This is a genomic window from Mesorhizobium muleiense (assembly GCF_900099905.1).
Taxonomy (GTDB): Bacteria; Pseudomonadota; Alphaproteobacteria; order Rhizobiales; family Rhizobiaceae; genus Mesorhizobium; species Mesorhizobium muleiense.
The window spans coordinates 69,534-82,234 of record NZ_FNEE01000005.1; the positions used below are offsets into that span (position 1 = coordinate 69,534).

Below are 12,701 nucleotides of genomic sequence, written 5' to 3' on the forward strand. Positions count from 1 at the left end.
ATGCCTGAACACGGAGATGGGGGCCAGGAAGACAGGCCCTCAACCAGCCCCGCCCCCGCCCCCGCCCCCGTCTACGACCTCAAAGGCCTGAACTGCCCGTTGCCCGTGCTCAAAGCAAAAAAGCGGTTGGCCACAATGCAGCCGGGCAGCTGGCTATGGCTCGAAACCACTGACCCCCTCGCCGTCATCGACATTCCCGCCTTCTGCACCGAGAGCGGCCATCGGTTGATCGAAACGGCAGCGGTTTCCGGCGGCCATCGCTTTCTGGTCGAGCGCGGCGGCGGCTGAGCGGGATAATCTCCCCCCTTGAGGGGGAGATGGCCGGCAGGCCAGAGGGGGTTGCCGCGCGTGAAGCGCCAACCTTATCTTTCGTTCCTACGGGGCGTCGCACCAGCCGAGACGACCCCCTCTGTCGCCTTCGGCGACATCTCCCCCTCGAGGGGGGAGATCAGCCGCTTCACCGCCCGGCGATGGCCAGCGGGTTGTTTTCCAGCGCTGCGCGGTCCGGTGAGTCGATCGACGGCCGGTTGGTGAAGGCGGCAAACAGCCGGCGGACGTAATCTTCCGGCATGTCGAGCGTGATCAGCACCAGCCTTGTGCCGCGTTGGCCGTCCGGCCAGGACGGCAGCCGCGCCGGCGGATGCAGGGTCTTCTGGACGCCGTGGACGACCAGTGGCCGCGACGGGTCTTCCAGCAATTCGATGACGCCCTTCATGCGCAACAGGCGCTCGCCATGTGCTGATCGCAACAGGTCGAGGAACATCTCGATCGCCGAAAACGGCACCGGCCCGTCATGAACGAGCGAGTAGGAGCGCACCCGGGAATCGTGCCGATGGTCATGATCGTGGTCATGGTCGCCGTGGTCATGGTCGTCATGGTGGTGGTGATCATGGGCGGCTTCCTCGCCCAGCCAGCGCCGCACGTCGGCGGACTTGGTGGCTGGGTTATAGAGGCCGCAATCGAACAGCGCCGCTGCATCGGTCCTTCTGTCACCCGCATCGAGCAGCTCGGCACCCGGATTGATCTGCCGCAGCCGCGCCCGCAAGGCCTCGACGTCGCGCGGATCGGTGGCCAGATCGGCTTTCGTCAGCACGATGCGGTCGGCGACCGCCGCCTGCTTCACTGCCTCGACATGGGCGTCGAGCGTCGCATCTCCGTTGACCGCGTCGACCAGCGTGATGACGCCGTCGAGCCGGAAGGCCTCGACCAGCGCCGGATGGGCCATGATCGACTGCAGCACCGGCGCCGGATCGGCGAGGCCGGTGGTTTCGATGACGACGCGGGCAAGCCGGGCGATGCGGCCGGTCTGCAGCCGGTCGACGAGATCGGCCAGCGTGTCGACCAGTTCGCCGCGCACCGTGCAGCAGAGACAGCCGTCGGAAAGCTGGATGATGCCGTCGGAGGCTTGTTCGACCAGGAGATGGTCGATCGCCACCTCGCCGAACTCGTTGATGATGACCGCGGTGTCGGCGAGCGCGGGATCCCTGAGCAGCCGGTTGAGCAGCGTCGTTTTGCCGGCGCCGAGAAAACCGGTCAGCACCGAAACGGCGATGGGAAAGCCGCTGCTCATCAGCCTAGTTCACTGCCTTGGCGGGCTCCTGGGCCGCAGTAGCGGAACCGATCACTGCCGGCTCCGCGCCGGGCGGCGGCGGCAGGTCGGGCCGCCAGCTCGGCAGCGGCACATCGACATATTCCTGGCCCGATGCATCGAGCATGGCTTTCGGTATCGGCCCGGTGGCGCCGCCAAGGCCGACTGCGACCAATGCCGGCGCGTGATCGAGTTTTTTTCGATAGCGAGATTTTGGCGCATTCTTATCGCCGACGGGGGCGGCAGCTTCCGACTGCTCCTTAGCCGGCTTCTTCCTGCAAATCTCGTCGTTCATGTCGTTGACCGATGTGGTGTCGCCATAGGAAGGCAGCGCCGCCACCGTCAGCCAGCCCGGTGTCGGCGTGGCAAAGCCTTGGTCGAGCAGCCTGGCGACGGTCTCGGCGCGGGTGATGGCCGACTTCTCGCCAAGCACCACCGCCACCAGCGTGCGCCCGTCGCGTGTTGCCGAGCCGATCATGTTGAAGCCCGACGGACAGACGAAGCCGGTCTTCATGCCGTCGGCGCCGGGATAGCGGCCGATCAGAAGATTGTAATTCGAGATCTTCTTCTTGCCGACGGCCAGGCCTTCGATCGAGAACCATGGGGCATATTGTGGAAATTCCGTGCGGATCGCCATCACCAGCAAGCCGAGATCGCGCGCTGTCGTATACTGGTCCGGCGAAAACAGCCCGTTCGGGTTGACGAAATGCGTTCCGGTCATGCCGAGCCGGCGCGCCTCGGCGTTCATGCGCTCGGCGAAAGCGGCCTGCGAACCGCCGATGTTCTCGCCGATGGCCATGGCGACGTCGTTGGCCGATTTTACCAGTATCATCTTCAGCGCGTTATCGAGCCGCATGACCGAGCCGGGCTTGAAGCCCATCTTGCTCGGCGGCTCGCTGGCGGAACGCTTCGTCACCTTGATCGGCGAATCGACCTGGACGTCGCCGGCGGCAATCGCACGAAACGCCACATAGGCGGTCATCAGCTTGGTCAGCGAGGCAGGATACCAGCGCTTGAATGCCTCCTGGTGCTGGAGGATCTTGCCATTCTCCAGGTCGAACACGATCGTCGGATTGGCGAGAGCCGGGCCGGCCAGCGCCGCAAGCGCCACGGCGCCCGCGAGCAACAATTTGAGGAAACGCCTGTACCGCATGGTGGAATCCGAAATCGCCTCTTGCCGCAGTCGCCTCTGGCTCCGTAAGATTTGTTACGCGATCGCCAGCATGGTGATCCGGTCCCTCTATCCGGATCACTATCTTGCGGTGCTATTTAGCCTATGTGACGTCAAGATGGCAAAGTGCCTGAATGACAATTCTAAAACAGCAGGCACAATTGCAAAGCAGCAGGCAGAGCCCGTCTGCTCCAACAGCGAGATGGAACATCATGCCGATCCTGAACCGCGCCGCCGAAATGCACGACGAGGTCGCCGGCTGGCGCCGCCATCTGCATCAGACGCCAGAGCTGAATTTCGACGTCTTCGAGACCGCCGCCTTCGTCACCGAGAAGCTGCAGGCCTTCGGTTGCGACGACGTGGTGACCGGCCTCGGCAAGACCGGTGTCGTCGGCATCATCCGCGGCCGCCTGGGCGAAGGCACGAGCATCGGCCTGCGCGCCGACATGGATGCGCTGCCGCTCAACGAGATCACCGGGAAACCCTACGCCTCGACCATTCCTGGCAAGATGCACGCCTGCGGCCATGACGGCCACACCGCGATGCTGCTCGGTGCCGCCAAATACCTTGCCGAGACGCGCAATTTCGCCGGCTCCGTCGCAGTGATCTTCCAGCCGGCCGAAGAAGGCGGCGGCGGCGGCAACGAGATGGTCAAGGACGGCATGATGGAGCGCTTCGGCATCTCCAAGGTGTTCGGCATGCACAATATGCCGGGCCTGCCGGTCGGACAATTCGCCATCAAGCCGGGCCCGATCATGGCGGCGACAGCCGAATTCACCATCACCGTCAAGGGCAAGGGCGGGCATGCGGCGATGCCGCACGGCACGATCGACCCGATCGTCATCACCAGCCAGCTCGTCGGCGCTCTGCAGACGATCGCCTCGCGCAGCACCGATCCGGTCGAGGCTGTCGTGGTGTCGGTGACGAAATTCCACGCCGGCGACGCCTACAATGTCATTCCCGAGAGCGCCGAGATCGCCGGCACCGTGCGCACGCTGAAGAAGGACGTCGCCAGGAAGGCTGAGCAGCGTGTGCGCGCCATCTGCGAGGGCGTGGGCGCGGCCTTCGGCGCAACGATCGAGGTCGATTACAAAGCCAATTATCCCGTCACCTTCAACCATCCGGAGGAGACGGTCTTTGCCAGCGATGTCGCCGCTGAAATCGCCGGCGAGGCACAGGTGCAACGCGCCATCCAGCCGGTGATGGGCGGCGAGGATTTCTCCTACATGCTGGAAGCGCGGCCGGGCGCCTTCATCTTCATCGGCAATGGCGACACCGCCGGTCTCCACAACCCTGCCTACGACTTCAACGACGAGGTCATCCCGCACGGCATGAGCTATTGGGTGAAACTCGCGGAGACGGCGCTGGCTACCTGATGCATCGGCCATAAAACCGCCCTGCGGCTTGATCCGAGGGGTGCGCTGCGATTGGGATGGCTACAAGGCGGTCGGGCCCGGGACGTGGCGATGCTCCGATCGTCACTTCCGACCGGACCGCCTCCGCGCAAGACCCAAGGCAATGCCCAGGGCGATACCGATTCCGATACCCGCAATAATATTGTCCGATGCGACACCGATAGCCACGCCGATCACAACGCCGAGTGTAATGTGTTTGGCATCCATCATGCCGGGTCATTTAGGGTGGAAGGGGAGAGCTGCAACCGCTGGTAGGCTGCCATCCGATGTTGCCTGGGATCGCTACGGCCCGCTCTTCGGGTCGTCGACCTCCAGCGCCTCCATGACGGGCGCCAGATCACTCTCTTCGGCCGGATCGTCAGCCTGCGGCTGTTCGCCTGTCCGGGCCCTGTTCAGAGCTTTCTCAATGGCCTCTTCGATGTCGCCGATCTCGTCTTGGCGCACCTCGTGACCATAGCCGGCCGCATCGGCATCCTGCTCGAATTGCTGAACCAGGACGGCCACGCTCACTTCGCTTTCCGCGGGCAGGTTACCGACGTTCTCCTGGAGCCAGGTTTCGAAGAACTCTTTCGTGGCACTCATGCGGGTCTCTCCTTCGGCACACTAAAGCGCGGCGGCGGTCCGAAGTTCCGCTATTTCCGGCCCATCTTTGCGGTCCACTCGTGACCGGCCGATTGCGTCAAGCTTGCCTCTTGGCGAAACGGTCCGAAGCAGTTATGTGTCGGGCCGCGTGGTCCCGTAGCTCAGTAGGATAGAGCGGCAGATTCCTAATCTGTAGGTCACAGGTTCGATTCCTGTCGGGATCACCATAGTTTTCAATTACTTAGGGAGCCATCGCCGTACTTTTTTCTGCGATTTTGTATGGCGAACTTTGTACACGTTGTGGTCGTAGCGCGCTTTGTGTGCGCTTGGTGCCAGCCAGACACCGTTTTCATACGCAACGTGCAGTGCACTCAGCAGATGACGAGACCAAATAGTTTGCCAAACTCCTGGCTCCTGGACCACGCCCTGCTTCGAGACACGCTACGTCATCACGCCTGTTTCCGTTCCGGTCGCAACGCTTCAATTCGTCAGAAGAACTAGAAGGGAACGCCTTGTAGCTCATGCCCTCAGGCGAGCGTCGAAAGAAGCGCCACAACGGGAAATTCCGCACGGCATATGGCCTGACGCCGTTGCCCGACAAGATACTCTATCTCGATCCTAACCAGGTGGCGCCGGAAACGATCAGCGGGCTGCCTTGACCACTCGAAATGGTAGCAGCATTGGCACTCGCCGTTCGTATTCCTGGTATTCGGGGAACACGGCGCGCAGCACGCGCTCTTCGTTCACGGCCCGCCGGAACTGAAGCATAAACCAGCAGGCACCGACCGCAACCGACGAGATCGACCAGTTGGCGATGATAACACCGCTGATTGTGATCGCCTCCGCAACATAAAGCGGGTGTCTGACGATGCTATAGGGGCCGGCGATCACGAGCTTTCGAGCTGTCGCCATTATAGAAAATGACCGTCCAAGCCAAAGCAGGCAGTAGGCTGAAAGGATCGTGCCCACCACGATCATCGCGGTTCCAAACAGTCGAACTTCTGTTGGAACGGTTCCGACCGGGAGTACGACCAGCAAGAACATCACAAAGGTTCCCGCGATCGAGACTATGCGCGGTGCAAGGCCCGACGCGGTGGCCTTGGCCGGCAGCCTCACCAGCGTGAAAAAGAGCGACATAGCCATGAAGATCAAGGCAGCGATCCGAGAGATCAATACTAGCGACCATCCTTCGAGACTCTCGCGCGCATTGAATATGCCGCCAATTGTACCTGTTTCCAGCACCACCAGCGCCGAGAAAATAGCCAGGATCGCGGCTTGGCCGGCGAAGTCTTCAATTCGACTGGTCATGATTCAGCTCCGCCATTTGCAAGTCTGATGCGATGGGCCTTTTAGGCGTGGTGAACGGATAGGCGAGTTGTCCCAAATAGGCATCTGGCACCGGCTCGTCGGTCCCGTATTTCGTCGGCATCACTTCGGGCATGTACATCGTGCCGAATATCGCATCGATGACAGAAAGCTGGCCGGCGAAGTTCTTGTCGATGGCCGCTGGCTCGTTAGCATGGTGCCAATGATGAAAGAGCGGTGAGGCGACCACCCACTTGAACGGCCCAAACCCGATCTTGATGTTCGAGTGAATTAGTAGCGCCTGCCATTGGTAGATCAGCCCAGCGATGATGATTGGCCAGACCGAAAAGCCGAGGGCGTAGATCGGTAGGAGCGACGTCGCCTTGACGAAGAGTTGGTCGAGGGGATGAACACGGTGGGCAGCCAGGGCGTCCAGTTCTTCGATGCTGTGGTGGATCGCGTGAAATCGCCAAAGGAACGGCACAGAGTGGAGCGTCCTGTGGGCGACGTAGAAACCAACGTCCGAGATAACGATCACCTCGATCGTCTGGAGCCATATGGGCTGCGTCCGCACCGTCTCGCCGATGATACTCGGCACGGCTGAATTGATGGCCATCATGCAGGCGCCGACAAAGATCAGAAATCCGATCTTGAACAGCAGTCCGGTCACCAGCAGGTGAAGGAGGTCGGTTACGAACGCCCGTCGCAGGTACCGTCGCCCATCATGCAGCGGCACCAGATGCTCCAGCGGAACGAAGATCATAAAAACGATCAGAATCGCTTTCAGATCGATTATCTCGAACATTATTGAAGCCCACCAAGCGGCTGACGCAGGTATGGCCGAACCGTTTTCCGACGCTGGCCGCCGCGTGGCGAGCGGTCCAGCCGACTATCTGTGGCCATCACAAGATTGCCGCGGCAAGTGACTAGCGGAACAGATATTTTGACACCTCTGGATTGCCTCGTCGCCACATAACGTTATCCAGAAAGTAGTGGTGCACGTTGATGAATATCCACGCTATGAAGAGGAACAGCGACGAGCCGAGCACCTCTTTATTATAAGGAATCAAAGCAGACAACGCGATCGGGACCAGCCAGAAACCGAGAATCCCAAGAACACTACCAATGATGATAAAGCCCAGCACTCGCAACCTATACATCGGACCAATAATGGACAGGACCTTGAATTCGGGTTCTATAACAGCATCTGAACGGTCGAGCTCTACATTGGTCTGATAACGCCAGACCACCGCCAGGTACTGCAACGAATGGAGCGCCGGCACCACAAGCAGCCAGAGCGGGTTTATCCTCACAAATAGAATCCAGGCGTATAGAGACACGACGTAAGCGACGACGCCGTTGTACGGTAGCGTGCCACCATGCTTGCGCCAGCGATTGATCAGCATCACGACCGTGGCTGCCGTGGAAGCAGCGGCGGCAAATACGGCAATATTGGTGACCCATGAGGGGGCGGCAAATGTGTAGTAGTCCAAGCCCCAGAATTGCCTTTCGGTGATCACCGCGTTTGTCTGAAGCCAGGCGAACAGCCATACGGCATAGCCGTTGAACAGCAGCACTTTCTTGTCTTGCTCGTTGAAGAACCTGCGCTTCAATACAGCGTCCACCATCAGCATGCCGTAGCCTTGCTTGACATAGTGCCAGCCCACAAAAAAGGCCATCGCATTGCCAGCATACCCCAGCAGGCGCGCATTCCCCGCTATTGAACCGTAAGCAAAAAAACCGCCCATGATCAGCGGGACGACAATGCCCGCGAAGATGTAACGGACCTGAAGGTTCTTGTCATATCCGTCTCCGCACACCTTCCGCCCGAAATTGCGATAGAAAAGTTGATACGAGTGGGCAAAGTGCGGATGGTTTATCAGATGAGCCAGCAACAACATCGTTGCGCCCACGAAACCTTCGTACTTAAGAGGGACAAAAAACAAGACCGGCAGGATGAGCAACGCGCTCCCGCCAAGCATGAGAAAGTCAGCGACCGGACCAAAAAGATACTTCTGTGGGGCCGCCGCGACAGGAACCGCATCCGCCGAAAGGTGAAGTGCCATATTTATGCCCCTTGGGGAGACTCATTTAACAAGCCCGTCGTTTCCTAACGGTTAACGTGAAACGGTTGTGATCACGACAATTGTTGGTCGTTCCATCGCTGCGGCATTTCTTCTTATTGCCCGTCGCGATAGCGTTCCAGGCAAAGCGCATTGTGGGATCGCCATCGCGTGCTTGCCGAGGATCTCGTCGGCATGCGCCAACCCCGAATGCGATGGCGATCTCGTCACGATAGTCCTGGATTGCTGCCGCGGCCCGACGGAGTAAGTCGGCGCGCTCCACAGGCTCAGGGGTACGGCAACGGTGACAACTGCCCTGACGCCACTGTCGCCATGATCCTATACCCAAATGGGTCATGCGCGGCCCATGGAACCACTCTATTATCGATGAGGGGTAGCTTGCTGCGAGCAAAATCGCACTTGGCAATTGGTGGGGCAGGGGGAAACTACGATCATTCCTACGACCGCGCTGATGTCAAAGCTCAGTGGGTGGCGAGCGAATGCCTCAGGCCTTGCTTCATGCTGGAGGGCAACATGCGCGCCTCTTTTCGACGTATGTTCATCAATCTGGATCGAGTACTCCTTAAGCTCGCGTCAGCTGTCCTTCTCTTTTGCGCGTGGAGCGGGGATATCCATGCCGGAGAGTTCAAGAAAACGAATTGCTGGTTCGAGGTTCCGCGCGACCGCGGAATGACGTGCGGGACTCTCAATGTCCCTGAAAACCGCAAAAAAGCTTCTGGGACTGAAATCACTCTATCGGTGGTGGTCTTCGAACCCGACCGCGAGCGGCATGAGCCCATTGTGTTTCTCACGGGCGGGCCTGGCCAGCCCACCGATATTGGCGACAGGGAAGACATCGAGGCATGGTGGCAGTTCATAAGTGATCAAAATTGGATGATCGGGCGCCGGGTGGTCGTGGTCGACCAACGAGGGATAGGAAAGTCAATTCCCAGGCTGAGCTGTTCGCGATACTTCAAGGCCGATCATTGGAACTCCATTTCACTAAGCGTCGATGCCGAGATCAGCTTTGACAAGCTCATGAGAGATGAGGTGGTCGCGTGCCGAAGCGCGCTGATAGCAAAGGGCATTGACCTCTTCGCTTACAACACCATCGAAAATGCAGCAGACGTCAACGACGTTCGCATGGCTCTTGGCATAAGGAAGTGGGTACTCTACGGCGTCTCTTACGGCACAAGAGTTGCCTTGGAAGTGATGAACGAGCATCCAGAGGGCGTCTCGGCGAGCATTCTGGATTCCGTTCTTCCCCTTGATATCGACTACCTCAAGGAAGATGGGCGAAATCTGGATCGTTCTTTGCGACTGCTGGAACGAGATTGCCAAAAATCAAAAAATTGCATGCGCGGACTGGGAGACGCGGTGCGAGCGATCGTAAGCCAGCTGGACAAACAGCCGGTGCTTTTGCGGAGCGACGACAGGGAAAACGCTCCCGCTCAGTACAGATATGTCTCCGGCGCGGATTTTCTCGAGCTTATATTCGGGTTGCTATATGATCGTTACGCTATTGAAGATCTTCCAAATCTAGTCGAGAAAACATACGAAAACGATTTCAGACCGCTTGCGGATATGATCTTTGAACATGACGATACCGAGATTGCCCAGGGCATGGATTTTTCGGTCACCTGCTCTGAGACCAACAGATCCGAGCTGCCTGACAAGCGCCTCGAATACTGGACGAAGTGGATCGGAGAGGCCGACTATACCTGGGTTTGCCCGCTTTGGTTTCCCCAGGGAATGACGGTTTCGCAAAAGCATCCCCGCCGCCTGGATATCCCGACCCTGCTGTTGTCGGGAGAGTATGATCCGGCAACACCGACTCACTGGGCATATCGTGCGGCCAAAAGCCTTCCTTTTGGGCAGGTCGTCGTGCTTCGCGGGATTGGGCACGATGTGATCGATTCCGACCCTTGCGGATCTGAGGTTGTCGCCGATTTCCTGGCGAACCCCAGACGCAAGCTGAAGACTGGGTGCATTGGGCGGATGCAGGCCCCGCAGTTCACCGCCGCGTCGGAGGAGCAGTGGCGAGGGCCGGTAACGCAGCGGGCTGCGGCGATAAGGTCGCCAAAGCAGATGAGGTCGCCGTTCCGGTTCAGGCATCGCTCTTCAACATCGCCCAAGGAACACTAGTTCCGGCGACCTGGCGGCAAGCACCGCCAAGCTGCATCACGATCGCGGGCGGCTCAGAGGGCGGCCCGACTCGCAATTCAAACTTCAATGTGTTTGGATAGGTGCCTACCAAGGGGCTGGCGGTGGACGCTGCTTTCGATTTTGACGCGATCGGTGTTGCCTTTATCGAGGCAGCCCTCGATCCATCACGCTGGGATTCCGCGATGGAGGTGGCAGAAAAGGCCACCGGGAGCGCCGGAGCGCTGCTCTTCGACATAAAAGGGCATCTGCCACTCGTGCCTTGCAGCCGCACCATGGCCCCTGCTCTCGATTCCTACGTCCGCGACGGCTGGATAAACCGCGACGAGCGGTATCGCCTCATCAACTTCCTCGATCGGAAAGGGGTCACCTCGGAGTTCGACCTCCTGACGTCAGACGATATCGCCAAGCATCCATACTACCAGGAATTCCTCGCGCCATTCGGCCTGCGATGGTGCGCAGCCGTCAAGATCGCCGCCGGAGATGACTTCTGGGCGCTGTCGCTGCAACGGTCGATCCAACAGGGCCCGTTCACGCCAGACGAAATGAGACAGCTGGCGGACCTTTCGAAACAGCTGGGCTCTGTGGCCGCAGTTGCGCGGGCAATAGGTTTCGGGAGGGCCGACGCGGCACTGGATGCGTTTAGCGCCACCGAAACGCCTGCCGTCATGTTGGACAGGAGCGGCAATGTCCTCCGGTCCAATGCTCCGGCGGAAAGGCTTCTGGGGCGAGGCCTGCAGATTACGCGCCGTCGTCTGGTCTCCTTTGACCGAACCGCGACAGATGCTCTCGACCGATCGCTGAAAGCGCTGCTGTGTTCGCCGGACACGGCCGCATCGATGCCACCCGTGCCACTGCCCAGACTGCAAGGGCGGCCGCTCCTTGCCTATCCGTTGCGACTGCCGAAAGTCTCCTACAACGCGTTGGCGCCCTGCCAGGCAATTGTCGTCCTCATTGATCCTGACGCGAGACCTCCTCCTGCCGAAGCCGTGCTGCAGTCCTGCTTCAGGCTGACAGCGTCCGAAGCGAGGCTGGCGAGAAAGATTTGCGCGGGACACGGCGTTGAAGCGGCAGCCGACGAACTTGGCGTTTCCTATGAGACCGGGCGCAACCAGCTGAAATCGGTCTTCGCGAAGACGCAGACGCATCGGCAGTCGGAGCTGGTCGCGCTTCTCACAAGGCTCTCGAACGGCCGATAGTTCGCGCAACACCGTTCTGTCCAGTACCATCGGTTGTTGCACGTCGGTGGAAACGCGTTTGGCGACAGGCGCCGCAATTGGTACTGCGGCGCTTTTGCGTGAATATCGTCTTGGCGTCAGCGCACCCGCCGCGCAGGCCACGCCATCACATACGCCGACCTGTTTTCGCGTCGAACAGGTGGGCGCAGGCGCGATCGACTTCGATCCCTATCGCCGCGCCCTGCTTGAGCGGCAGCCGCTTGCGGAACAGGCAGGCAATCTCCTCGCCGGCGCAGTCGACCTTCGCGAAGATTTCCGAACCCGTGGCTTCCAGAAGCGTGACCGTGCCCGGCATGCCCTGGGCAGTTGCGCGGATGTGCTCGGGACGGATGCCGTAGACAAGTTCGCGTCCTGCAGCGTCGGTCGGACGGGCGCCTTCCGGCAGCGGCAGGATCAGCCCGCCGGCGCTGCGGAACACGCCTTCCTCGATGCGGCCGGCAATAAAATTCATGGCGGGCGAGCCGATAAAGCCGGCAACGAAGAGGTTGGCCGGCTGGTCGTAGAGGTCGAGCGGCGCGCCGATCTGCTCGACCAGGCCGTCATGCAGCACGACGATCTTGTCGGCCATCGTCATGGCTTCGATCTGGTCATGCGTGACGTAGATGGTTGTGGTGCCGAGCCGCTGGTGCAGCGCCTTGATCTCGCCGCGCATCTGGACGCGCAGCTTGGCGTCGAGATTGGAGAGCGGCTCGTCGAACAGGAAGACCTGCGGGTCGCGTACGATGGCGCGGCCCATGGCAACGCGCTGGCGCTGGCCGCCGGAGAGCTGACGCGGGTAGCGCTCAAGCAGTTTTTCCAGGCCGAGGATGCTGGCGGCATTCCTGACGCGGCCAGCGGTATCGGCCGGATCGGCTTTCTTGATCTTGAGGGCAAAGCCCATATTGTCGGCCACGGTCATATGCGGATAGAGCGCGTAATTCTGGAACACCATGGCGATGTTGCGGTCCCGCGCCCGCAGATTGTTGACCATGCGTTCGCCAATGGTGATCTTCCCGCCCGAGATCGTTTCAAGTCCGGCGATCATGCGCAGCAGCGTCGACTTTCCGCATCCCGACGGGCCGACCAGGATGACGAATTCGCCGTCGGCGATATCGACACTGACGTCGTGAATGATCTTGGTGGCTCCGAAAGCCTTCTGCACGTTGTTGATGGTTACCGATGCCATTGGATTTCTCC

12 protein-coding genes and 1 tRNA gene are annotated in these 12,701 nt (G+C 60.1%); 5 read left to right on the forward strand and 8 right to left on the reverse strand.

The annotated features are described in order from the left end of the window. Complete coding sequence (locus BLT09_RS11620; protein WP_236473451.1) at positions 1–288, forward strand: sulfurtransferase TusA family protein; 288 nt, start codon at positions 1–3, stop codon at positions 286–288. 169 nt (positions 289–457) lie between these two features. Here the strand turns inward: BLT09_RS11620 and BLT09_RS11625 are convergent, their stop codons facing one another. Next, positions 458–1,570, reverse strand: coding sequence for a CobW family GTP-binding protein (locus tag BLT09_RS11625; protein ID WP_091593141.1), 1,113 nt, complete (start codon positions 1,568–1,570; stop codon positions 458–460). A 4-nt stretch (positions 1,571–1,574) separates the two neighbouring features. Further along, positions 1,575–2,741, reverse strand: a complete 1,167-nt coding sequence (locus BLT09_RS11630) for a D-alanyl-D-alanine carboxypeptidase family protein (RefSeq protein WP_091593143.1) — start codon at positions 2,739–2,741, stop codon at positions 1,575–1,577. Positions 2,742–2,971: 230 nt separating this feature from the next. Between BLT09_RS11630 and BLT09_RS11635 the strand changes: the two genes are divergently transcribed. Further along, positions 2,972–4,135 carry a M20 aminoacylase family protein gene (locus BLT09_RS11635; RefSeq protein WP_091593145.1) on the forward strand — a complete coding sequence of 388 codons (1,164 nt, stop codon included), beginning with the start codon at positions 2,972–2,974 and terminating at the stop codon, positions 4,133–4,135. Between the two features lie 102 nt (positions 4,136–4,237). Here the strand turns inward: BLT09_RS11635 and BLT09_RS36010 are convergent, their stop codons facing one another. Both BLT09_RS36010 and BLT09_RS11640 read right to left on the reverse strand, forming a co-directional pair. Beyond that, a complete protein-coding gene (locus BLT09_RS36010; protein ID WP_236368745.1) occupies positions 4,238–4,384 on the reverse strand; it encodes a glycine zipper domain-containing protein in 147 nt (48 codons plus the stop codon). A 72-nt stretch (positions 4,385–4,456) separates the two neighbouring features. After that, entirely contained in the window at positions 4,457–4,756 is a 300-nt protein-coding gene (locus BLT09_RS11640; protein WP_027153425.1) for a DUF768 domain-containing protein, read from the reverse strand. Between the two features lie 150 nt (positions 4,757–4,906). Here BLT09_RS11640 and BLT09_RS11645 point away from each other — a divergent pair. Next, positions 4,907–4,983 (forward strand) — tRNA-Arg (locus tag BLT09_RS11645). A gap of 415 nt (positions 4,984–5,398) precedes the next feature. On the opposite strand, the gene BLT09_RS11650 is transcribed toward BLT09_RS11645, so the two are convergent. The 3 genes from BLT09_RS11650 to BLT09_RS11660 form a co-directional block, all read right to left on the reverse strand. After that, the gene (locus BLT09_RS11650; protein WP_139172585.1) at positions 5,399–6,064 is read right to left on the reverse strand and encodes a methyltransferase family protein; all 666 of its coding nucleotides are present in this window, start codon (positions 6,062–6,064) and stop codon (positions 5,399–5,401) included. Further along, on the reverse strand, positions 6,048–6,866 hold the full coding sequence (locus BLT09_RS11655; RefSeq protein WP_091593147.1) for a sterol desaturase family protein: 819 nt from the start codon (positions 6,864–6,866) through the stop codon (positions 6,048–6,050). Before BLT09_RS11655 ends, BLT09_RS11650 begins: the two co-directional genes overlap by 17 nt. A 121-nt stretch (positions 6,867–6,987) precedes the next feature. Then, positions 6,988–8,127, reverse strand: a complete 1,140-nt coding sequence (locus BLT09_RS11660; RefSeq protein ID WP_091593149.1) for a hypothetical protein — start codon at positions 8,125–8,127, stop codon at positions 6,988–6,990. 396 nt (positions 8,128–8,523) lie between these two features. Here BLT09_RS11660 and BLT09_RS11665 point away from each other — a divergent pair, with 396 nt between their 5' ends. Next, a complete protein-coding gene (locus tag BLT09_RS11665) occupies positions 8,524–10,269 on the forward strand; it encodes an alpha/beta hydrolase (protein WP_167366406.1) in 1,746 nt (581 codons plus the stop codon). Between the two features lie 122 nt (positions 10,270–10,391). Beyond that, on the forward strand, positions 10,392–11,486 hold the full coding sequence (locus tag BLT09_RS11670) for a helix-turn-helix transcriptional regulator (RefSeq protein ID WP_236473452.1): 1,095 nt from the start codon (positions 10,392–10,394) through the stop codon (positions 11,484–11,486). A gap of 145 nt (positions 11,487–11,631) precedes the next feature. On the opposite strand, the gene BLT09_RS11675 is transcribed toward BLT09_RS11670, so the two are convergent. Then, positions 11,632–12,690 carry an ABC transporter ATP-binding protein gene (locus BLT09_RS11675; RefSeq protein ID WP_091593153.1) on the reverse strand — a complete coding sequence of 353 codons (1,059 nt, stop codon included), beginning with the start codon at positions 12,688–12,690 and terminating at the stop codon, positions 11,632–11,634. Positions 12,691–12,701 lie beyond the last annotated feature (11 nt).

Excerpts from the sequence above, each read along its gene's own strand:
- BLT09_RS11620 (WP_236473451.1), top strand. The coding sequence starts at position 1 with ATGCCTGAACACGGAGATGGGGGCCAGGAAGACAGGCCCTCAACCAGC.
- BLT09_RS11625 (WP_091593141.1), bottom strand. The coding sequence starts at position 1,570 with ATGAGCAGCGGCTTTCCCATCGCCGTTTCGGTGCTGACCGGTTTTCTC.
- BLT09_RS11630 (WP_091593143.1), bottom strand. The coding sequence starts at position 2,741 with ATGCGGTACAGGCGTTTCCTCAAATTGTTGCTCGCGGGCGCCGTGGCG.
- BLT09_RS11635 (WP_091593145.1), top strand. The coding sequence starts at position 2,972 with ATGCCGATCCTGAACCGCGCCGCCGAAATGCACGACGAGGTCGCCGGC.
- BLT09_RS36010 (WP_236368745.1), bottom strand. The coding sequence starts at position 4,384 with ATGATGGATGCCAAACACATTACACTCGGCGTTGTGATCGGCGTGGCT.
- BLT09_RS11640 (WP_027153425.1), bottom strand. The coding sequence starts at position 4,756 with ATGAGTGCCACGAAAGAGTTCTTCGAAACCTGGCTCCAGGAGAACGTC.
- BLT09_RS11650 (WP_139172585.1), bottom strand. The coding sequence starts at position 6,064 with ATGACCAGTCGAATTGAAGACTTCGCCGGCCAAGCCGCGATCCTGGCT.
- BLT09_RS11655 (WP_091593147.1), bottom strand. The coding sequence starts at position 6,866 with ATGTTCGAGATAATCGATCTGAAAGCGATTCTGATCGTTTTTATGATC.
- BLT09_RS11660 (WP_091593149.1), bottom strand. The coding sequence starts at position 8,127 with ATGGCACTTCACCTTTCGGCGGATGCGGTTCCTGTCGCGGCGGCCCCA.
- BLT09_RS11675 (WP_091593153.1), bottom strand. The coding sequence starts at position 12,690 with ATGGCATCGGTAACCATCAACAACGTGCAGAAGGCTTTCGGAGCCACC.